Genomic DNA, 20869 nt, shown 5'->3' with positions numbered 1-20869 from the left:
GGGAGGGAGCAACGCCGTCAGATTTTTCGCCCGCTCGGCAGGCGCTCCGGCACATCGCGTTACACTTGCCCGCTTTCCCCGGCGCGGCACTTCTGGCGGCGCCCTGCACACGCGTCCCCATGACCAGCCCGATCAAGCATCCGCCCCTGCCGACCACCCCGAAGCAACGCCGCTACTGGACGCCGCCCCATGGCTCCGGCCGGGCCTTGCTGATTGCCGAGGCGGCGCGTTCGCACGAAGGCCTGCTGGTGGCGGTAACCCGCGATACCCAGCGCGCCCAGGCGCTCGAATCGGAGCTGAAGATCTTCGCCGGCGGTCTGCCGGTGCTGCATTTCCCGGACTGGGAAACGCTGCCCTACGACGTGTTCAGCCCGCATCCGGAAATCGTCTCGCAGCGCATCGCCACCTTGTACCGGTTGCCCGGCGTGAAACGCGGCGTGCTGGTGGTGCCGATCGCCACGCTGATGCAGCGGATCGCGCCACGCGCGCACATCACCGGTTCCGGACTGGTGCTGTCCAGGGGCCAGAAGTTCGACCTGGCCGCCGAACAGCGCCGGCTTGAGGCCTCCGGTTACCGTCACGTGCCCCAGGTGGCCGAGCCCGGTGACTTCGCCGTGCGCGGCGCCCTGCTCGACGTTTTCCCGATGGGCACGGCCGAGCCGTATCGCATCGAGCTGTTCGACGATGAGGTGGATTCGATCCGCAGCTTCGATCCGGAAACCCAGCGCTCGCAGCAGCAGGTGGACAAGGTCGAGCTGCTGCCGGCACGCGAGTTTCCGCTGACCGACGAAGCGGCGAAGGAATTCCGGGGCAACCTGCGCGAACGCTTCCCGATCGACGTGCGCCGCTGCCCGCTGTACCAGGACATGAAGGAAGGCGTCACGCCCGGCGGCATCGAGTACTACCTGCCACTCTTTTTCAAACAAACCGCCACGCTGTTCGACTACCTCGCCGACGACGCGCTGTTCGTGCTGGGCGAAGGCGCCGGCGAAGCGGCCGAGCAGTTCTGGACGCAGACCGCCGAACGCTACGACCAGCGCGCGCACGACATCGAGCGCCCGGTGCTGCCGCCGGCCGAGCTCTACCTGCCGCCGGAGAAACTGCGCGAACAGCTCAACAGGCGGCTGCGGGTGGAAGTGGTCGAAGCCGGCCACGAGCACGCGATCGACACCGGCACCCAGCCGGCGCCGGAGCTGCCGCTCAATCGCAAGGGCGAGGAACCCGGCACGTCGCTGCGGCATTTCCTGTCCAGCTATCCCGGCCGCGTACTGATCGCGGCGGATTCGGCGGGGCGGCGCGAGGCGCTGATCGAGACGCTGGCCGCGGCGGGGTTGAAACCCGAAGTCATCGAGGACTGGAGCACTTTCCTCCTCCCCCTGCGTGCAGGGGAGGGAGCCAAGATTGGGGGGCCCCGGTTCGCGATCACCATCGCGCCGCTGGAACAGGGTTTTGCGCTGACCAAACCCGCGCTCGCCGTGCTCACCGAGCGCGAGCTCTACGGCGAGCGGGTGCGCAGCGAGCGCGACCGCAAGCGCCGCCGTGGCACCGCGCGCGACCCGGAAAGCATCATCCGCGACCTCACCGAGCTCACCATCGGCGCGCCGATCGTGCACGTGGATCACGGCGTGGGCCGCTACCAGGGCCTCGCCTCGATGGATGTGGGCGGCATGGATGGCGAGTTCCTCACCATCGAATACGCCAAGGGCGACAAGCTCTACGTGCCGGTGGCACAGCTGGGCCTGGTCAGCCGCTACTCCGGCACCGCGCCGGAACTGGCGCCGCTGCATTCGCTGGGCGGCGATGCGTGGGAACGCGCGCGCCGGAAGGCCGCGGAAAAAGTGCGCGACGTGGCCGCCGAACTGCTGGCGATCTATGCCCAGCGCCAGGCACGCGGCGGCGAGTCGATGCCGATCGACCGGCAGATGGTCGAACAGTTCGGCAGCACCTTTCCGTTCGAGGAAACCCCCGATCAGGAAACCGCGATCGAGGCCGTGCTGGAGGATCTGGCCGCGCCCCGCGCGATGGACCGGGTGATCTGCGGCGACGTGGGTTTCGGCAAGACCGAGGTGGCGCTGCGCGCCGCCTTTGCCACCGCCACCGCGGGCAAGCAGGTTGCCGTGCTGGTGCCGACCACCCTGCTCGCCCAGCAGCACTACCGCAACTTTGCCGACCGCTTCGCCGACTGGCCGGTACGGGTCGACGTGCTGTCGCGCTTCAAGTCGACCAAGGAAGTGAACGAGGCGCTGAAGCGTCTTGCCGACGGCCAGATCGACGTGATCGTGGGCACCCACAAGCTGCTGCAGCCGGACATCCGGTTCAAGAACCTGGGCCTGGTGATCGTCGACGAGGAACAGCGTTTCGGCGTGCGCCAGAAGGAGCAGCTGAAGAAGCTGCGTGCCGAGGTCGACCTGCTGACGATGACCGCCACGCCGATCCCGCGCACCTTGAACATGGCGATGGCCGGCCTGCGCGACCTTTCATTGATCGCCACGCCGCCGGCGCATCGCAGCGCCGTGCGGACCTTCATCTCGGCGTGGGACCCGGCCACGATCCGCGAGGCGTTGCAGCGCGAGCTGTCGCGCGGCGGCCAGGTGTACTTCCTGCACAACGAGGTGCAGAGCATCGAGCGGATCGTGCGCGAACTGGAGGAGCTGGTGCCCGAGGCGCGCATCCGCATCGCCCACGGCCAGATGCCCGAGCGCGAACTGGAAGGCGTGATGGCGGATTTCCACCGCCAGCGCTTCAACGTGCTGGTGTGCACCACGATCATCGAAACCGGCATCGACATCCCCAGCGCCAACACCATCATCATCAATCGCGCCGACCACTTCGGCCTGGCCCAATTGCACCAGCTGCGCGGTCGCGTGGGTCGCTCGCATCACCGGGCGTATGCGTACCTGGTGGTGCCCGACCGCAAGTCGATCACCGCCGACGCGCAGAAGCGGCTGGAAGCACTCGCCTCGCTGGAGGAACTCGGCGCCGGCTTCACCCTGGCCACCCACGACCTGGAAATCCGCGGTGCCGGCGAACTGCTCGGGGACGAGCAGTCCGGCCAGATCCAGGAGATCGGCTTCGGCCTGTACACCGAGTTGCTCGACCGGGCGGTGCGCGCGCTGAAGTCCGGCAAGGTGCCGGATTTCGACCTGAGCTCCGAGCACGAGACCGAAGTCGAGCTGCACCTGCCCGCCTTGATCCCCGACGATTACCTGGGCGACGTGCACCACCGCCTGACCCTGTACAAGCGCATCGCCAGCGCCCGCAGCGAGGACGACCTGCGCGACCTGCAGGTCGAGATGATCGATCGCTTCGGCCTGCTGCCCGATGCCACCAAGCAATTGTTCGCGGTGGCCAGCCTGAAACTGATGGCCACCCCGCTGGGTATCCGCAAGCTGGACTTCGGCCCCAACGGCGGCCGCATCACCTTCCGCGAGAAACCCGAGATCGACCCGATGGCCATCATCAGGCTGATCCAGCAACTGCCCCGCGTTTACAAGCTGGACGGCCAGGACAAACTGAAGGTGATCCTCGACCTGCCCGGCGCCAGCGAGCGCATCCGCAGTGCCCAGGAAGTGCTGGTGCTGCTGGGCGCGCGCCGACCGGGCTGACGGCGCCACATTGCTGACGCCCAGGGTCCGGACTGGACCCGTCCCGGCGCCCGCGTCGCGACGGGGGCCACCGGGACGGGGCGCCGCAGCGCGCTCGCGCCGAGGTTTGCGAGCGCCGCCGGAGCACTGGCACGGGGCGTGCTTGACACTGGCCGCAAAGGTCGGCAGGTTGGATAGTCGACCCGTCGGGAGCATGCTGCGCGGTGGGTCCGTGGCCCGTCGGCCGGCGCAGGGGATGCGCCGGTGCCACCTTACCCATGTTTTCCGGCAACACGATCCAGCGCGTGCGATCCCGCAGGAATTCGGCAGGGCGGAGAAAGGCAGATGGAGAGGCTGCTCACACTTCTGACACCACGGCATCCGCCACTTGCATGGCGCGCCCTGCTGTCGACCTTGCTCTGGCTCGCCCTGGGAGTGGCCCATGCTGCCACGCCGCTGAATGGGGCCTGGCGCCAGGTGCGCAACGGAGACACGCCGGCGGCGGTGATCGCGGAATACCGCGAGGGCGCACTGAAGAGTTTCGACCCTTCGCTGCTGCAGCGCTTTCCCCACGACGGCGACGGCAGTTGGGTGGTCATCGCGCCGCAACCGCCCTGGGACAACAGCGAGCGCGTATTGACGATCTACCCGCCCACCCTGGCCAACGTCGCCGTGTTCGCCGGGAGCACGTCGACCGCCCTGGCGCTGGACGACTTCAGCGCATCCTTCCACGGTCATGGCCGGCTGGCATGGCAGGTTCCCGCCGGCATGGCCGCGTCCGCACCGATCCTGCTGCGCTTCGAGCCCTCGGCAACCCTGGTGGCGCCGGTGCGCTTCGAGATCCAGCCCATGCGCGAGTACCTGCAGCAGGACGCGCAATGGCTGGTGTTCGCCAGTGCCTGCTTCGCGGTGATGCTGGCGATGGTGCTGATGGCCCTGTGTTTTGCCGGCATGCTGCGGGACGTCACCTATGCCTGGTACGCGGGTTACATCCTTTGCTACTGCCTGATCCAGGGCATCCAGACCGGCTTCGTGTTCCATCCGCTCGAATGGGAATGGCTGTCAGGCATGGCCGTGATGGTCGGCCCCGCCGCGGTCGCACTGTCGGTGGCGTTTGCCTCGCTGTTCATGACCCGCTTCTGCGAACTGCAGCGTTATGCGCCCTTGCTGCGGGTGCCGATCACCGCGCTGGCGGTGGGCATGATCCAGCTGGTGCTGATGCGCAGCAGCCAGATCCCGCTGCTGGTGCACGTGGCGCAGATCCTGCTGAACCCCCTGCTGATGATCGGCGCGGCGCTGTTGCTGATAGCCGCCATCGTGGCGGCCGCCCGCGGTTCGCGGCAAGCCTGGTTCTTCCTGGTCGGGTGGACGCCGCTGCTGCTGCTCACCGCGTTGAGCAGCGCCCAGGTCAACGGCGCCCTGCCGCAACTGGACTGGCTCAATGACGCCAGCGTGGCCGGCGGCGCCTTCGAGGCGGTGGTCCTGTCGCTGGGACTGGCCGACCGTGCGCTGCGCCTGCGCCACGACCGCGACGTGGTGCGCGTGCTGGCCGACCGCGACGCGCTGACCAACGTGCTCAACCGCCGCGGCTGGACCGAACGGGTCAACACCCTGCTATCGGCCGGCACGGCGCAACCGATGGCCCTGCTGTTCCTGGACCTCGATCACTTCAAGCTGCTGAACGACCGCCAAGGCCACAACACCGGCGACCGCGCCCTGGTCGCGGTCGCCAATGCGCTGACCGCCGAGCTCCGGCCCGGCGACCTGTTCGGCCGCTACGGCGGCGAGGAGTTCGTCGCCCTGCTCGACAACACGCGGCCGGAACAGGCCATGCACGTGGCCACCCGCCTGTGTCGCCGCATTCACCGTCTGGAGATTCCGGTGAGTGCCGAGGCGCTGCTCAGCATCAGCATCGGCATCACCATCCGCCAGCATGACGACGACGTGGAATCGCTGGTCGAGCGCGCCGACCAGGCGATGTACGACGCCAAGCTCAAGGGGCGCAACCGGGTCTGCATGTATCGCCAGGACGATGGCGAGCTGCGCGGCGCCGCCCCGTCTCCGGGCCGGCGCCTGCACATCGTGGAGCGGCGCGAATCGGACAAGTAGGCCATCGCGCCGCGCCGTCCGTCAGGACCTCGCCGCCAGCTCCTTCGCCGCGGCCACCACGTCGGCCTCGCCAGGCAGCACCAGCAGCGCCGCACCGGCCAGTGGCGTGAACGTGTCGGCACCGACCACGCGATGCAGCGGCGTGGCGCCGCAGCCGCCCTCGACGATCGCGGTGATCACGCCCTCGCCCACGCCCGCGCTCTTGCGACCCTCGTCCAGCACCAGGATGCGTTTGGCCGTCCGTGCCTGTGCCGCGATGAAGGCATCGTTGAGCGGCGCCAGCCAGCGCAGGTCGACCACGCGCACCTGCCACTTCAACTCCGCTTCGATCGTGCGCGCGGCGCGCAACGCCATCGGCACGCCGTTGCCGAAGGTGAATATCACCAGGTCATTCGCCGCCTCGTCGTAGACGCGGCCCTCGCCCAGCGTCATTGCCTGGTCCGGTGCCGGATACTCGAACTGCCACTGGCCGTCGCCGGCCTCGTACAGATCCTTGGTCATGTACAGCGCGATCGGTTCAAGGAACGCGCACACGCGGCCGTCCACCTTGGCCAGCGCCATCAGCGTGCGCAGCATCATCGCCGCGTCGTCGCCGCGACTGGGGCAGCCGACCACCAGGCCGGGGATGTCGCGCAGCGCAGTGATCGAGTTGTCGTTGTGGAAGTGGCCGCCGAAACCCTTCTGGTAGCCCAGCGAGGCCACCCGCATCACCATCGGGTTGCGGTACTGGTTGTTGGAGAAGAACTGCAGCGAGGCCGCCTCGCCGCGGATCTGGTCGCAGGCGTTGTGGAAGTACGCCAGGTACTGGATCTCCGGCATGGGCAGCATGCCCATGTTGGCGTAGCCCTGGGCCAGGCCCAGGATCATCGTTTCGTCCAGCAGCGTGTTGAACACGCGGCTGCCCTTGAAGGTCTTGTTGAGGCCCTTGGTGACGGTATACACGCCGCCCTTCTGCGCCACGTCCTCGCCGAACAGCAGCGCCTCGGGATACTTCGCCAGCAGGTCGTGCAGGGCCTGGCCGATCTGGATGGCCAAATGCCGCGGCGGCAGCTTCTCGGGCAGCTTCGCCTCGCCGCCGAACACCGCCAGGCGCTTCTCGGCGTAGTCGGCGCGCGTGGCCTCGGCCTTCACCGCGGCCGGCGTGTACGGCGCCAGCGGGGCCATCACGTCGTCCAGCGAGGTCAACCGATGGCGCGAATCCGCATCCTCGGCGGCAGCGAAGCAACGCTTGCGGGTGGCTTCGTACAGGTTCAGCAGTTCGTCCTTCGAATACAGGCCGGACTCCAGCGCGATGCCGGCCGAACGCAGCAGCGGGTCGGAGCATTCGACCGCGAACAGCTCCTCGATGCTGCGCCACTCGATCTCGAAGTCGGTGCCGGCGTGGCCCATCACGCGGGTGGTCTTCAGGTGCAGGAAGGTCGGCCGGCGCGTCGTGCGGCAATGCTCCACCGCGCGCTGCACCTGGGCGTAGCCTTCGGCCACGTCGAGGCCGTCGGCGAAGAAATAGTCGAGGTTGGCGCGATGCTGGTAGTTGTTCGCGACCCAGCCCGACGGCGTCTTCACCGAGATGCCGATGCCGTTGTCCTCGCACACGAACAACACCGGCGCGGGCAGCTTCTGGTAGGCCGTCCACGCCGCGGTGTTGAACGCGGTCTGCGCGGTGGCGTGGTTGCTGGAGGCGTCGCCGAACGAACAGATCGTGATGCTGTCATCGGGAATCGGCAGCTGATGGCCGATGCGGCGCGCCTGCTCGATCGCCACTGCGGTGCCCAGCGCCTTGGGCAGGTGCGAGGCGATCGTCGAGGTCTGCGGCAGCACCCACAACGGCTTGGACCCCCAGACCTTGTGGCGACCGCCGGAAGCCGGGTCGTCCTTGCTGGCGGCGAAGGACAGCGCCGAATCCATCACCGGGTCCATGCCGGGAATCTTGCGGAAGCGCTCGGCCATGAAGCCGCCGGAGCGGTAATGCAGGAAGGCCGGATCGGTGTGGCGGGTCAGCCGCGCCACCATCGCGTTGCCCTCGTGGCCGGACGAGCCGATGGTGTAGAACACCTTGTTCTGCACGCGCAGCACGCGCGCCATCAGGTCGAGGTGACGCGAGATCAGCTGCGACTCGAGAAGCTCGCGGAAACCGCGGGCATCCAGCGCGCTGCCCGGCAGCACCGCAGCGTCATCGCGCGGCGCGGCGCGCACCTCGCCATTCCACAACTGCACGAACTCGATGAAGTTCTGGTCGACGACCTCGGCACGGTTGAAACCCTTGTGGCGAGCGCTGATGGCAAACGGAATGGCGGTCATGGCGAATTCGTGTGGGTGGACAGGCAGCCGCAAGGCGGCATCAATGGAGGGATACGACGGGCACGCTGAAGAGCGGAGCGGCCAGGACGCGCAAGGCGGCAATGCGGGGCGCGTCCTTTTCGCGACCGAAGCTTGCAAGCAGACGGATCTGGTCGTCGACCGAAGGCACCGGCACGGCGAGGCCATTCACGCCGGCCAGCACCAGCTTTCCCGGCAGCACGGGCTGCCAGCGATCATCGACATGGAGTTCAAGCGCGCCCATCACCTCGACCGGCGCACCGGGAAAACGGAAACGGGCGAAATGCGAGCGGAAGCGATCGTCGTCGGCTGGCGCAAACGCGGACTCGCGGCGCGCTGCCCAGTGCGCCATCAGGCGTTCCGCGTCCGCCCGCGAGGTCAGCACATCCACATCGGCCGCGCCGGTCTGCGCACCCAGCAGCAGCGCCGCGGTGCTGCCGATCAGGCACCACGGATCGGCGCACTGCACGTGCAGGTCGGGCACGATCTCGGCCAGGGTGGCGTAAAGCGCAGGCGACAGGTGGCTCATGCGCGACGCCGGCGCCACTGCTCGCGGGTCTGTGCCCAGACTTCGTTGGGCGAATCCTCATACGGCGCCGGCAACCTGCCGGGGCCGCGGCAGGTCGAACCCAGCCGCTGCGCCAACGCCTGCGAGGCGCGATTGTCCGGATGGATGGAATGGATCATCTCGTCCCAGCCAAGCCGGTCGAAGGTCCAGTCGATCGCGGCAATGCAGCCTTCCAGCGCATAGCCCTTGCCCCAGGCGCTGCGGGCCAGGCCCCAGCCCACCTCGGTGCCGGGCCAGCCTTCCGGATGCCAGGGGCCGAGCCGGCCGATCCACTGGCCGCTGCTTTTCTCGATCACCGAAAACATCGAGAAGCCCTGGATCATCCACGCCCCGCTCGATGCCAGAAATCCACGCCACGCCACGGCGCGCACCTGCTGCCCGCCGATGAAGCGGGCCGCTTCGGCGTCGGCCATGTTGGCGGCATAGGCGTCGAAATCCTCTGCCCGCGGCGGCCGCAGGATCAGGCGTTCGGTGTCGATGCGCAGCGAATCGAAATCCATGCGCGGCAAACCCCTGTCAGAACGCGTTGATGCCGGTCAGTTCGCGGCCGACCACCAGCTCGTGCACGGTCTCGGTGCCTTCATAGGTGATCACCGATTCCAGGTTCAGCGCGTGGCGGATCGCGCCGTGCTCGGTGGTGATGCCGGCGCCGCCGAGGATGTCGCGGCACTGGCGCGCGATGTCGATGGCCATGCGGCAGTTGTTCCACTTGGCCAGCGAAACCTGGGTCGGCTGCATCTTGCCGGCATCCTTCAGGCGACCGAGCTGCAGCGACAGCAGCTGGGCGGTGGTGATGCGCCTGGCCATGTCGGCCATCTTCAACTGCACCGCCTGGTTCGACGCCAGCGGACGGCCAAACAGGACGCGCTCGGCCGTGTAGTCCAGCACTTCCTTGAGGCAGGCCTGCGCCGCGCCGATCGGGCCCCAGGTGATGCCGTAGCGCGCCTGGGTCAGGCAGCCCAGCGGGCCCTTCAGGCCCTTCACGTTGGGCAGGCGCGCGCTGTCCGGCACGCGCACGTTGTCGAAGAACAGCGCGCTGGTGACCGAGGCGCGCAGGCTCATCTTCTTGTGGATCTCCTGCGCCTTGAAGCCGGCCGTGTCGGTCGGCACCACGAAGCCCTGGATGCCGTCCTCGGTCTGCGCCCACACGATCGCGATGTGCGCCAGGTTGCCGTTGGTGATCCACATCTTGGCGCCGTTGATGACCCAGTCGCCGCCATCCTTCCTGGCGTTGGTCTTCATGTTGGCCGGGTCGGAGCCGCCGTGCGGTTCGGTCAGGCCGAAGCAGCCGATCACCTCGCCGGCCGACATCTGCGGCAGGTAGTGCTTCTTCTGCTCCTCGCTGCCGTACGCGTAGATCGGGTACATGCACAGCGAGCTCTGCACCGAGGCGAAGCTGCGCAGGCCCGAATCGCCGCGCTCCAGCTCCTGGCAGATCAGGCCGTAGCTGACGCCGTTCATGCCGGCGCCGCCGTATTCCTCGGGGATGGTGGCGCCGAGCAGGCCCAGTCCGGCGATCTCCGGGATCAGCTCCTTCGGGAAGCGGCCCTGGTCGAAGCAGTCGCCGATGATCGGCAACACGCGCTCGTCGACGAAACGGCCGACGGAGTCCTGCACCATGCGCTCCTCGTCGGTGAGCAGCGAGCGGACATCGTACAGATCGAGCGGATTCAGACTGACAGCCATGGAAGCTCCGGCAAGGGCACGTAAAGCGGGCATTGTAGCGCGGGCTGACCTGCCCCGCAGGCCGAAAGCGGGCTTGCGACGCGTACAATTCCCGCCGGTCACCCCGCCGCTCCGGAATCCCATGTTCAAAGGCGTCTTGCTAGGCTTCATGGCCTTCGCCGCGTTCGCCCTCAGCGATGCCTTCGTGAAGCTGCTGCGGGGCTCGCTGCCACCCTACGAGGCGGTGTTCTTCGGCGCGATGCTGGGGCTGACCGCCCTGCCCTTCATCAAGGGCCCCGGCGACCGCTGGCGCGACGTGGTGCAGGCGCAGCGCCAGGGCCTGTGGCTGGTGCGCGCGGTGGCCAGCGCGATCGGCAGCATTTCCGCCGTGGTCGCGTTCACCGCGCTGCCGATGGCCGAGGCGTTCGCGCTGATCTTCCTGCTGCCGATCTTCGTCACCATCCTGTCGGTGCTGGTGCTGAAGGAGCACGTGGGCTGGCGCCGCTGGTCGGCGGTGGTGGCCGGTTTCATCGGCGTGCTGGTGGTGTTGCGACCGGGATTCCGGGTGCTGGGCATCGGCCATCTTGCAGCGATCCTCTGCGGACTTTCGGGTGCGATCTCGATGATCGCGCTGCGCCTGGCCGGCCCCCACGAGAAACGCCTCACCCTGTACGGCGCCGGCATGATCGGTTCGCTGCTGTTCGCCGGGCTGATGATGCTGGCCGACTTCCGCTGGCCCGGACTGGCGCAGTGGCTGTTCCTGCTCGGCTACGGCCTGCTCGCCGCGCTGGCCTCGGTGCTGCTGATGCTGGCCACCCAGCGCGCGCCGGCCAACCACGTCGCGCCGACCCAGTACAGCCAGATGCTGTGGGCGGTGCTGCTGGGCTACGTGCTGTTCCACGACGCGCTGGACTGGCCGATGGCGATCGGCATCGCGATCATCCTGGGCGCCGGCCTGTTCACCTTCGTGCGCGAGGACAGGGTCACGCGCTGGTGGAGGCGCGCGCGGGTGGTGTGAGGGCCGCCAGGGCTCAGCCGGCGGCCGTCGCGGCCAGGCGCTGCAGCCTTGCTGCGCAACGGGCCAGTTCGACGCGAAGCTTCGCAGGCCTGCGGATCTCGAAGTCGAACGCCAGCCCGGCCAGCTGGCGGGCGAACCAGTCGAGATCATCGGCGCTGCTGCGCAGGAGCATGCCGCCTTCGACCGGCTCAAGCACGCCGAAGGCAAGCGAGAACACCCGGCGCGCCGTCTGCAGGTCCGTGTGCAGCAGCACCTCGATCGGGTGGGCATGGGCGATCGCGCCGATGGATTGCAGCAGCTGACCCAGCGCATCGAAACCCAGCGGTCGCCGGAACGACGGTTCGAGCAGGCTCACCTCGCCCACGCGATCGAGCCGGAACGAACGCAGGCCATGACGCAGGTGGCACATGCCCAGCGCGTACCAGGCACCGGCCCGCCAGGCCAGGCCGTAGGGATCGAACTCGCGCTCGGTGCGCACGCCCGCGGCCGATTCGTAATGCATCCGCACCCGCCGCTGCGCCTGCGCGGCACCCGCCAACGCGATCAGTGCCGCGTTGCTGCCCGGCGTGCCCGAGGCCGGCAACAGGTCCACCTTCACCGTGTCGGCAATCGCATTCGCGTGGCGCTTCAACTTGTCGGGCATCACCCGCGCCAGCTTGGCCTGCACGCTTTCCACCGCCGGTGACGCTTCGGCCAGGCCCAGCCCCCGCGCCGCCACCAGGCCGACCGACAGCGCCACCGCCTCGTCGTTGGTGAACATCATCGGCGGCAACTTGAAGCCGGCGACCAGCATGTAGGCACCGGCGCGGCCGCGCTCGGTGGTGAGCGGGATGCCGAGGTCCTCCAGCGCCACGATGTAGCGCCGCAGCGTGCGCACGTCGACGCCGACCCGGCGCGCCAGTTCCGGCCCGCTCATGCGGCCGTGGCTCTGCAACAGGTCGAGCACCGCCAGCACGCGGGTGGTGGGTTTGGCCATGGTCGCCATGGTAACGGCAAATCAGGGCGATTATTGCCCTGTATGTGCCTTAGCGTAGGTCTCGCGCGACTCGGCGCTCAGCCAGGAATCCCCATGAACCACGTCCAACGACTGTTGTCCGGCACCGTCGCGGCCATCGCGCTCGGTCCCGCCCTGTCGGCACACGCCACCAACGAGGCCCCCACGATGGAAAGCGTGCAGCATCTGCAGGATTACCAGGTCGTCGAGTTCCGTCGTTACGTCACCAGCGACGGCGAGCTGGCGCACTTCGTCAAATATTTCGACGCGTACTTCCCGGAGGCCTTCGAGCAGCTCGGCGCGATGGTGTTCGGTCAGTTCGCCGAGCGCGGGCATCCGGACCGCTTCACCTGGCTGCGCGGCTTCCACGACATCAACGCGCGAGCGATCGTCAACGCGGCGTTCTACTACGGGCCGCTGTGGAAGGAACACCGGGCCAAGGTCAACGCGATCCTGCCCGACAGCGACAACGTGATGCTGTTGCGCCCGCTGCACGCGGATCAGGGCGTCAGCGTGCTGCCTGCGGTGGACCCGGTCACCGAAGAAAGCGGCGCACGGGGTGTCGTGGTCGCGCAGATCTTCGCGGTGAAGAAGGGCAGCGAGGAAGCCTTCGCGAAACAGGCCGAGGCGGCGTTCGACGCCTATCGCGTCGAAGGCGTGCACCCGGCCGGCGTGCTGGTGTCGCTGGACGTGCCGAACAACTTCCCGCAGCTGCCGATACGCAACGACGGGCCGTTCCTGGTGTGGCTGGGCGTGGTCCGCGACAACGCCACGCTGGACAAGCAACTGATGCCACGGCTGGCGGCCGCCGAACAGTCGCTCGCCGCCAGCGGCCTGCTGCGCGGCACGCCGGAGCGCGTGGTGATGGACCCGACCCCGCGCTCGCGCCTGCGCTGGTTGTCCGATCCGAATGCGGAGGGCGCGCCATGAGCCACTACGAACAGCTGTGGCTGTTCTTCGCCCTGGTCTTTGGCATCGTGGTGCTGCCCGGGCTGGACATGGCCTTCGTGCTGGGCAGCGCGCTGGCCGGCGGACGCCGCCGCGGCTTCGCCGCCGTGGCCGGCATCGTCGCCGGCGGGATCTGCCATGTGCTGATGACGGCGCTGGGCATCAGCGTGCTGATCAAGCTGGTGCCCGGCGCGTTCAACGCCCTGCTGCTGGCCGGCGCGCTGTACATCGCGTGGATCGGCGTCTCGCTGATGCGCAGCGGCGTCTCGTTCGGCTTGCAGCCGGATACCCAGCCACGCTCGCGTGTCGCGACGTTTCGCCAGGGCATGCTGACCAGCCTGCTCAACCCCAAGGCCTACCTGTTCATGCTGGCGATCTTCCCCCAGTTCCTGCACCCGGAAGATGGATTGATCTGGCTGCAGGCACTGGTGATGTGGCTGATCATCGCGCTCAACCAGTTGTGCGTTTACGGCGGCGTGACCTTGCTGGCCGATCGGGCGCGGCAATGGCTGCACGGCAAGCCTGCCGCCGGGACCATGGCGACGCGCTGCGTGGGCGCGCTGCTGGTCGCGGCCGCGATGTTCACGGGCGTCGAGGGGTGGAGGGGCATGCAGCCCTGAACCGGGCCTCAGTGATTGCTTACGCCGTGCGGCACGTGGCCGGTCGCCACGTGCTTGCGCGCGGACTCCACGTTGGCCGGGGAATCGTCGAAGAAGATGTCGGCGCCGAACGCATCGAGGAACGGACCCTTGTCGCGGCCGCCGAGGAACAGCGCCTCGTCGATGCGCACACCCCAGCGCCGCAGGGTAAGGATGACCCGCTTGTGCGCGGGCGCGGAGCGCGCCGTGACCAGAGCGGTGCGGATCGGCGAGTTCTCGGCCGGAAACGCCGCCTGCAGCCGGTGCAGCGCGGTGAGGAAGCCGCGGAACGGACCGACCGACAACGGCTCGGCGGCGTGCTCGGTCTCGCTGCGATGGAAGGCTTCCAGCCCTTCCTCGCGTGACACCCGTTCGCCCTCGTCGCCGAACAGCACGGCGTCACCATCGAACGCGATGCGCAGTTGTTCGCTGGCACGCGGCGGCGCGGTGCTGGGCAGGATGGTGGCCGCAGCCACGCCGGCGGCCAGCGCGCGACCGACATCCTCGGCATTGGCGGAGAGGAACAGATCCGCCTTGAACGGTGCGATGTAATCGGACGTAGGCGCCCCGCTGGTGAATGCCGCGCGGCTGATCTCCAGTCCGTGGTGCTGGATCGCGTTGAAGATGCGCAAACCGGTGTCGCCGGAGTTGCGCGACAGCAGGATCACCTCGACCGGCGGCACGTCGCCGGCAAGCTTGTTGAGGCCGAGCAGTTTCTGCACCAGCGGAAAGGCCACGCCGGGCTGCAGGATCTCGTTCTCGTGATCGATCTGGAATGCGCGATAGGCGTCCAGGCCATCGCGCTCGAACAAGGCGTGGCTGTCGCCGAGGTCGAACAGCGCGCGCGAGGAAATGGCCACGACGAGTCGGTTGTCGCCAACGGCGGCCGGATCGTGCGCATCGGCGGTGGGAGTGGTCATGCGTTCCGCATCGGGTCAGGGGACGGCATTGAATCTAGCAAAGCCGGGGTGGTTGCGGGGGAGCAAACGCCTTTCACTCCGCCGCAAACTGCTCATCGAGGATGCGTTGTTCCAGGTTGTGTTCCGGATCGAACAGCAGCCGTACGCCCTGGTCACCCGATTGGCGGATGGACACGGTGCGTACGTCGCGCACTTCGTGGAAGTCCGCGGTGGCGCTGACGGGTCGCTTGCCCGGATCGAGCACGCGCAGAACGACCGCGGTGCGATGGGGCAGGATCGCGCCGCGCCAGCGACGCGGGCGGAACGGACTGATCGGGGTGAGCGCCAGCACGTTGGCGTCCAGCGGCAGGATCGGGCCGTGCGCCGAGAGGTTGTAGGCGGTGGAGCCGGCCGGCGTGGCCACCATGATGCCGTCGCAGATCAGGTTCGGCAGCTTGACGATGTCGTTGAGCTGCACTTCCAGGTGTGCCGCCTGGTTGCTCTGGCGCAGCAGCGAGACTTCATTGAAAGCCAGCGCCGCGTGTTCGTTGCCGGCGCCATCGGTGACCTGCATCTGCAGCGGGAACAGCGACGCCGTGTGGGCACGGGCGATCCGCTCGGGCAGGCCATCGAGCTTGTGCTTGTTCATCAGGAAACCGACCCGACCCAGCTTCATGCCGTACACCGGCACTTCCAGTTCGCGCCAGTCATGCAGCGTGCGCAGCATGAAACCGTCGCCACCCAGCGCCACGATCAGCTCGGCCTGCTCCGGCGGCACGTCGCCATAACGCTCCACCAGCTTGCGCCGCGCCTGCTGCGCGACGCCCGCATCACTGGCAACGAAAGCTAGGCGCATGGCAACCCCGAGGTGGCGGAAAGAGCCCAAGAGTACGACAGAGAGGCCAGTTCGTGACTCCCCGCAAAGAGCACCCCTCCCGACCTCCCCCTGCGACCGAAGGAAGTCCCTTTGGGGCAAGCAGGGGGAGGAGCAGAGCAAACGACAGCGAAGTTCGAGAGCACCGGGATACCCTCCCCTGCTCGCAGGGGAGGGAAGGGCTGGGGTCCACGCCGCGCCGAACCCTCCGAGCCTGTGAAGAAAACCACTTCCTGTGGTTTTCTTCTGTCGCGAGTCCGGCGCATGTCCGGACTCGCTCACATGAAACAGTCACTTGCGTGACTGCTTCATGCCCGGCCGTCCTTGGCCGACCTGAGAGGTTGAAAAAATCACAACCCTCAGTGCAGGCAGCTCACACCGGCACCTGCGCCAGCTGCGCCAACCGCCGCACCGCCACCGAGGCGATCGGGTAGTCCGCGTTCTGGGTGAGGATTTCCGCCAACATGCTGCGGGTGTACTTCAGGGTGGCGTCGTCGCGCTGCAGCCATGCCTGCACCGGCGAAACGTCCTTGCTGGCGCCGCTGAGGTTCAACACCTGCAGGGCCAGCGCCCGGTGCTGGTGGTTGAGTTCATCCAGCAGCGAGCCGCGTGCCTGCGCATGCCAGTGACCTTCCACCGGCAAGGCCTCGATCTGGTCGCGCAACCATTCCAGGTCCAGCGCCTGGCCCAGCTCGTAGAACACGCCAGCCACCTTGTCCACCGGCTGGCCGCTCTGCTGGGCCACCTCGACCATGTCCAGTGCGGCACGCAGCACCGGCATGCGCGCCAGGCGCAGCGCCAGGTCGGCGGGCAGGCCCAGGCCCTCCCACTTTTCGCGGTTGCAGGCGAAGTCGCCCTGGCCAGTCGGCGTCAGCACCTGCGGCAAGGCATTGCGCAGGTTCGACACCACCGCCTGGTAGCGCTCCACGTTGGCCGCGATGTCCAGCGAACCACCGGGGCGATTGAGCAGCCAGCGCGTCATGTGCCGCAGCAGCGACCAGATCTGCTTGATCGCGTCGATCTGGGTGTCCTCGGCGACCTTGGTGTCGAGCGCCTCGATCTGCGACCACAACGCGCGCGCGTCGAGAATCTCGCGCGCCGCGGTATACGCCTTGGCGATCGCCGCCGGACCCTGGCCGGTGTCTTCCTGCATGCGCATCATGAAGGTGGCGCCCATGCGGTTGATCGTCGAGTTGGTCACCGAGGTGGCGATGATCTCGCGCTTCAGGCGATGGCGCTGCATGTGCTCGGCATACTTGTCGTGCAGCGGCAGCGGGAAGTAGCGCACCAGTTCCTTCGACAGGTAGGGATCTTCCGGCACGTCGGAGTCGAGCAGCTGCTGGAACAGGCGCAGCTTGTCGTACGACAGCAACACCGCCAGTTCCGGCCGGGTCATGCCGATGCCGCGGCTCTTGCGCTCGGTCAGCTCGGCTTCGGACGGCAGGTTCTCGACCTGGCGATCCAGCGTGCCTTCGGCTTCCAGCGTGCGGATGAAGTGCGCCATCGAGCCGATGCGACCCACCGACTGGTGTTCCATCAGGGTGATCGCCTGGTTCTGCCGGTAGTTGTCCCACAGCACCAGCTGGCCCACTTCGTCGGTCATCGCGGCCAGCTGCACGTTGCGCGCATCAAAGCTCAGTTCGCCACGCTGCACGGCATCGTTCAGCAGTATCTTGATGTTCACTTCGTGGTCGGAGGTATCCACGCCGGCGGAGTTGTCGATGAAATCGGTGTTCAGCAGCACGCCCTTCTGCGCCGCTTCGATGCGGCCCTTCTGGGTGAAGCCGAGGTTGCCGCCCTCGCCCACGATCTTGCAGCGCAGCTCGCCGCCGTTGACGCGCAGCGCGTTGTTGGCGCGGTCGCCCACGTCGGCATGCGTCTCGGCGGACGACTTCACGTAGGTGCCGATGCCGCCGTTCCACAGCAGGTCGACCGGCGCCTTCAGGATTGCGCTGAGCAGGTCGCTGGGCGCCATCTGCTCGACGTCGGGCTTCAGGCCCAGCGCCGTGCGCACTTCGGGCGAGATCGGGATCGACTTGGCGCTGCGCGGATACACGCCGCCACCGGCCGAGATCAGCGACTTGTCGTAGTCGTCCCAGCTCGATCGCGGCACGGCGAACAGGCGCTGGCGTTCGACGAAGGTGCGCGCCGCATCCGGGTTCGGATCGAGGAACACGTGGCGATGGTCGAACGCGGCCAGCAGGCGGATGTGCTCGGACAGCAGCATGCCGTTGCCGAACACGTCGCCGGACATGTCGCCGATGCCGACGCAGGTGAAGTCCTGGGTCTGGCTGTCGCGGCCGAGCGCGCGGAAGTGGCGCTTGACCGATTCCCACGCGCCCTTGGCGGTGATGCCCATGCCCTTGTGGTCGTAACCGTGCGAACCGCCGGAGGCGAACGCGTCGCCCAACCAGTAGTTGTGCTCGATCGAGATCGCGTTGGCGATGTCGGAGAAGGTCGCCGTGCCCTTGTCGGCAGCCACCACCAGGTAGGGGTCGTCCGCGTCGTGGCGCACCACGTCATGCGGATTGACCACCTTGCCCTCGATCAGGTTGTCGGTGATGTCGAGCAGGCCGTTGATGAACAGTTTGTAGCAGGCGATGCCCTCGGCCAGCTGCGCGTCGCGGTCGCCGCCCACCGGCGCCTTCTTGACGAAGAAGCCGCCCTTGGAGCCGACCGGCACGATCACCGTGTTCTTCACCATCTGCGCCTTGACCAGGCCCAGCACCTCGGTGCGGAAATCCTCGCGGCGATCCGACCAGCGCAGGCCGCCACGGGCCACCGCGCCGAAGCGCAGGTGGATGCCCTCGACGCGCGGGGCGCACACCCAGATCTCGCGATACGGCACCGGCTTGGGCAGCTCGGGCACCTTGTGCGAATCGATCTTGTAGCTGATGTAGTCGCGGTAAGCGCCCTCCCATTGCTGGAAGAAGCTGGTGCGCAAGGTGGCACGGATCAGGTTGACGAAGCTGCGCAGGATGCGGTCTTCGTCGAGGCTGGCCACGTTCTCCAGCAGCACGTGGATGGCGCTTTCGACCATCGCCACCTGGTCGGCGCGCGGCTTGGACAGCGCCGCGCCCAGGCCGTCGATCAGGCCCGGCTGGGCAGCCTGTACGTTGGCCGGGATCAGCGCCTGCATTTCGGCGACCAGGGTCGCACCGGCGGCCTTCAGCTCGTCGGCGGACAGCGCCTCGCGACGAGGATCGAACTTGGCCAGGAACAGCTCGACCAGCAGGCCGGCGATCGCCGGATAGCGGTTGAGCGTTTCCTCCATGTACGACTGCGAGAAGGTGGCGCCGGTCTGCAGCAGGTACTTGCAGTAACCGCGCAGCATCGCCACCTGACGCCAGCTCAGCTTGGCGCCCAGCACCAGCCGGTTGAAGCCGTCGTTCTCGGCGTGGCCGCGCCAGATCTGCTCGAAGGCGTCCTCGAACAGCGCACCGACCTGCTCCACCCCGAAGGTGAGCTTGCCGACCGGCTGCACCTCGAAGTCCTGGATCGACAGCGAAGCCTCACCGGGAATGTCGTAGACATGTTCGGTGAGCACGCGCAGGCCGAGGTTCTCCAGCTGCGGCAGCACCTCGGAGAGCGCGATGTCGCCACCGGAACGGTAGACCTTGAAGCGCAGCGTCTCGGGCTCTTCGGGCGGGTGGTAGAACGACATGCGCAAGGCGTTGTCGCCCTTGAGCAGGGACAGCTCGTGCACGTCGTCGGCGGCCACCGCCGGGCTCACGTCCTCGACATAACCGGCGGGCAGCGCGCGAGCGTAGCGGTTGGCCAGCACCACGCCCTCGTGCTCGCCACGCTGGGCCACCAGCGCATCGCGCACCTCGTCGTGCCAGTTGCGCACGATGCCGGCGACGCCGTTTTCCAGCTCGGCGAGATCATAGTTCGGCTGGTCGCCGATCTTCGGCCGCAGCACGATGTGCAGGCGCGCCAGGGCGGCCTCGCCCATCAGCACCGACGAATCGATCTGCTCGGCGTGCAGCGCCGAACCCAGCAGCGCCTCGATGCGTTCGCGCACCGAGGTGTTGAAGCGGTCACGCGGCACGAACACCATGCAGGTGAAGAAGCGCCCGTAGCGGTCGCGGCGCATGAACAGGCGCGTATGCGCGCGCTGGCGCAGCTCCAGGATGCCCATCGCGGTGGCGAACAGCTCGTCCTCGGTGCCCTGCAGCAGTTCCTCGCGCGGCAGCGTTTCGAGAATGTGGCGCAGCGACTTGCCCGAGTACGAATCGCGCTTGAGGCCCGAACGCGCCAGCACCGCCTCGACCTTGTGCCGCACCAGCGGCACGTCCTGCGGGCGAGCCATGTAGGCATTGGAGGAGAACAGGCCCAGGAAGCGCTGCTCGGCCACGGCGCGACCGTCGGCACCGAACTGCAGCACGCCGATGTAATCCATGTAGCCGGCGCGATGCACGTGTGAACGGGCGTTGGTCTTGGTCAGGATGATCGCATCGGTGGAACCGGACTGCGGCAATTCGCTGGCCGCCAGCGTGCGCAGCGAACGGGGCGCCATCGAGCGCTCGTTGGCGCGCAGGATGCCCAGGCCCGACGCATCGATGGCACGCAACACGCGATCGCCTTCGGCGTCGGCCACTTCGTATTCGCGGTAACCCAGGAAGGTGAAGTTGTCCGCGGCGATCCAGTTCATGAACTCGCTGGCCTCCTGCACCGAGGCGGCATCGATCGGCAGCTTGCGCTGCGGCAGCTCGTTGGCGATCGCCAGCGCCTTGTCGCGCATCGCCGACCAGTCGCTGACCGCGGCGCGCACGTCATCCAGGGCGGCCTCGACGTGGGCGGTCAGCTGCTCCTGTTCGGCCGCATCGGCGACCCGGTCGATCTCGAAATGCATCAGCGACTCGCCCTGGCCGGCCGCGTCGCCCAGCGACAGCAGCTTGCCCGAGGCATCGCGGGTCACCTTCAGCACGGGATGGATCACGGCGTGGATCTGCAACTTCGCCGACACGATCATGCTGACCGTGTCGACCAGGAACGGCATGTCGTCGGTGACGATCTGCAACATGCTGCGGCCCGAATTCGCGTCGGCGGGATTGAGCACGCGCACGCTGGCGCTGCCACGCTGCCGCTGCTGCATGAACTCCAGCAGGCTGCCGACCAATGCGGCCCATTGAACGGGCGTGTGCAGATGAGCGTCGCCGCCCCCCACTCGCGCAAAGAAAGCCTCGCAGAAAACCTGCGCCTCACCGAGGCGCTCGGGCGAGAAACCGCCCATTTTCAGCTCTGCAAGCACTA

The 20869-nt window shown here is 67.8% G+C and carries 13 protein-coding genes; 5 read left to right on the top strand and 8 right to left on the bottom strand.

Annotated elements, in window-relative coordinates; translation table 11 throughout:
* The first annotated feature begins 119 nt into the window (after window positions 1-119).
* Both mfd and ABNK63_RS06390 read left to right on the top strand, forming a co-directional pair.
* Window positions 120-3605 (top strand): transcription-repair coupling factor, encoded by a 3486-nt coding sequence (gene mfd, locus ABNK63_RS06395; RefSeq protein ID WP_350016990.1) that lies wholly within the window; start codon window positions 120-122, stop codon window positions 3603-3605.
* A gap of 324 nt (window positions 3606-3929) precedes the next feature.
* Window positions 3930-5693, top strand: coding sequence for a diguanylate cyclase (locus tag ABNK63_RS06390; protein WP_350016989.1), 1764 nt, complete (start codon window positions 3930-3932; stop codon window positions 5691-5693).
* A gap of 21 nt (window positions 5694-5714) precedes the next feature.
* On the opposite strand, the gene ABNK63_RS06385 is transcribed toward ABNK63_RS06390, so the two are convergent.
* Genes ABNK63_RS06385 through ABNK63_RS06370 form a run of 4 tightly spaced genes read right to left on the bottom strand, consistent with a single transcriptional unit; the run spans window position 5715 to window position 10263 of the window.
* Window positions 5715-7991, bottom strand: coding sequence for a thiamine pyrophosphate-dependent enzyme (locus ABNK63_RS06385; RefSeq protein WP_350016988.1), 2277 nt, complete (start codon window positions 7989-7991; stop codon window positions 5715-5717).
* Between the two features lie 40 nt (window positions 7992-8031).
* Window positions 8032-8538: a hypothetical protein gene (locus ABNK63_RS06380; RefSeq protein ID WP_350016987.1), complete on the bottom strand. Its 507-nt coding sequence runs from the start codon at window positions 8536-8538 to the stop codon at window positions 8032-8034.
* Window positions 8535-9077 (bottom strand): GNAT family N-acetyltransferase, encoded by a 543-nt coding sequence (locus ABNK63_RS06375; protein WP_007804902.1) that lies wholly within the window; start codon window positions 9075-9077, stop codon window positions 8535-8537. Before ABNK63_RS06375 ends, ABNK63_RS06380 begins: the two co-directional genes overlap by 4 nt.
* A 16-nt stretch (window positions 9078-9093) precedes the next feature.
* On the bottom strand, window positions 9094-10263 hold the full coding sequence (locus tag ABNK63_RS06370) for an acyl-CoA dehydrogenase family protein (RefSeq protein ID WP_350016986.1): 1170 nt from the start codon (window positions 10261-10263) through the stop codon (window positions 9094-9096).
* Window positions 10264-10384: 121 nt separating this feature from the next.
* Between ABNK63_RS06370 and ABNK63_RS06365 the strand changes: the two genes are divergently transcribed.
* Complete coding sequence (locus tag ABNK63_RS06365; protein WP_007804898.1) at window positions 10385-11260, top strand: DMT family transporter; 876 nt, start codon at window positions 10385-10387, stop codon at window positions 11258-11260.
* 13 nt (window positions 11261-11273) lie between these two features.
* Here the strand turns inward: ABNK63_RS06365 and ABNK63_RS06360 are convergent, their stop codons facing one another.
* Window positions 11274-12236 carry a YafY family protein gene (locus tag ABNK63_RS06360; protein WP_350016985.1) on the bottom strand — a complete coding sequence of 321 codons (963 nt, stop codon included), beginning with the start codon at window positions 12234-12236 and terminating at the stop codon, window positions 11274-11276.
* Window positions 12237-12329: 93 nt separating this feature from the next.
* Here ABNK63_RS06360 and ABNK63_RS06355 point away from each other — a divergent pair, with 93 nt between their 5' ends.
* Together ABNK63_RS06355 and ABNK63_RS06350 are read left to right on the top strand one after the other, a co-directional pair.
* Window positions 12330-13184, top strand: a complete 855-nt coding sequence (locus ABNK63_RS06355) for an NIPSNAP family protein (RefSeq protein WP_007804895.1) — start codon at window positions 12330-12332, stop codon at window positions 13182-13184.
* A complete protein-coding gene (locus tag ABNK63_RS06350; RefSeq protein ID WP_007804893.1) occupies window positions 13181-13822 on the top strand; it encodes a LysE family translocator in 642 nt (213 codons plus the stop codon). The genes ABNK63_RS06355 and ABNK63_RS06350 overlap by 4 nt, the downstream gene beginning before the upstream one ends.
* 8 nt (window positions 13823-13830) lie before the next feature.
* Here the strand turns inward: ABNK63_RS06350 and ABNK63_RS06345 are convergent, their stop codons facing one another.
* The 3 genes from ABNK63_RS06345 to ABNK63_RS06335 all read right to left on the bottom strand — a co-directional run bounded on the left by ABNK63_RS06345 (window position 13831) and on the right by ABNK63_RS06335 (window position 20783).
* Window positions 13831-14760 (bottom strand): 5'-nucleotidase, encoded by a 930-nt coding sequence (locus ABNK63_RS06345; RefSeq protein WP_007804892.1) that lies wholly within the window; start codon window positions 14758-14760, stop codon window positions 13831-13833.
* 73 nt (window positions 14761-14833) lie between these two features.
* Complete coding sequence (locus ABNK63_RS06340; protein WP_007804890.1) at window positions 14834-15595, bottom strand: NAD kinase; 762 nt, start codon at window positions 15593-15595, stop codon at window positions 14834-14836.
* Between the two features lie 391 nt (window positions 15596-15986).
* Window positions 15987-20783 carry an NAD-glutamate dehydrogenase gene (locus tag ABNK63_RS06335; protein WP_350017193.1) on the bottom strand — a complete coding sequence of 1599 codons (4797 nt, stop codon included), beginning with the start codon at window positions 20781-20783 and terminating at the stop codon, window positions 15987-15989.
* Between the last annotated feature and the right edge of the window lie 86 nt (window positions 20784-20869).

Source organism: Rhodanobacter sp. IGA1.0 (assembly GCF_040208325.1).
Classification (GTDB): Bacteria; Pseudomonadota; Gammaproteobacteria; order Xanthomonadales; family Rhodanobacteraceae; genus Rhodanobacter; species Rhodanobacter spathiphylli.
The sequence above is the reverse complement of the archived record's forward strand: the minus strand, read 5'-3'. Positions and strand labels throughout refer to the sequence as shown.

Coding starts and splice junctions, on each gene's coding strand:
- mfd (WP_350016990.1), top strand. CDS start 120: ATGACCAGCCCGATCAAGCATCCGCCCCTGCCGACCACCCCGAAGCAA.
- ABNK63_RS06390 (WP_350016989.1), top strand. CDS start 3,930: ATGGAGAGGCTGCTCACACTTCTGACACCACGGCATCCGCCACTTGCA.
- ABNK63_RS06385 (WP_350016988.1), bottom strand. CDS start 7,991: ATGACCGCCATTCCGTTTGCCATCAGCGCTCGCCACAAGGGTTTCAAC.
- ABNK63_RS06380 (WP_350016987.1), bottom strand. CDS start 8,538: ATGAGCCACCTGTCGCCTGCGCTTTACGCCACCCTGGCCGAGATCGTG.
- ABNK63_RS06375 (WP_007804902.1), bottom strand. CDS start 9,077: ATGGATTTCGATTCGCTGCGCATCGACACCGAACGCCTGATCCTGCGG.
- ABNK63_RS06370 (WP_350016986.1), bottom strand. CDS start 10,263: ATGGCTGTCAGTCTGAATCCGCTCGATCTGTACGATGTCCGCTCGCTG.
- ABNK63_RS06365 (WP_007804898.1), top strand. CDS start 10,385: ATGTTCAAAGGCGTCTTGCTAGGCTTCATGGCCTTCGCCGCGTTCGCC.
- ABNK63_RS06360 (WP_350016985.1), bottom strand. CDS start 12,236: ATGGCCAAACCCACCACCCGCGTGCTGGCGGTGCTCGACCTGTTGCAG.
- ABNK63_RS06355 (WP_007804895.1), top strand. CDS start 12,330: ATGAACCACGTCCAACGACTGTTGTCCGGCACCGTCGCGGCCATCGCG.
- ABNK63_RS06350 (WP_007804893.1), top strand. CDS start 13,181: ATGAGCCACTACGAACAGCTGTGGCTGTTCTTCGCCCTGGTCTTTGGC.
- ABNK63_RS06345 (WP_007804892.1), bottom strand. CDS start 14,760: ATGACCACTCCCACCGCCGATGCGCACGATCCGGCCGCCGTTGGCGAC.
- ABNK63_RS06340 (WP_007804890.1), bottom strand. CDS start 15,595: ATGCGCCTAGCTTTCGTTGCCAGTGATGCGGGCGTCGCGCAGCAGGCG.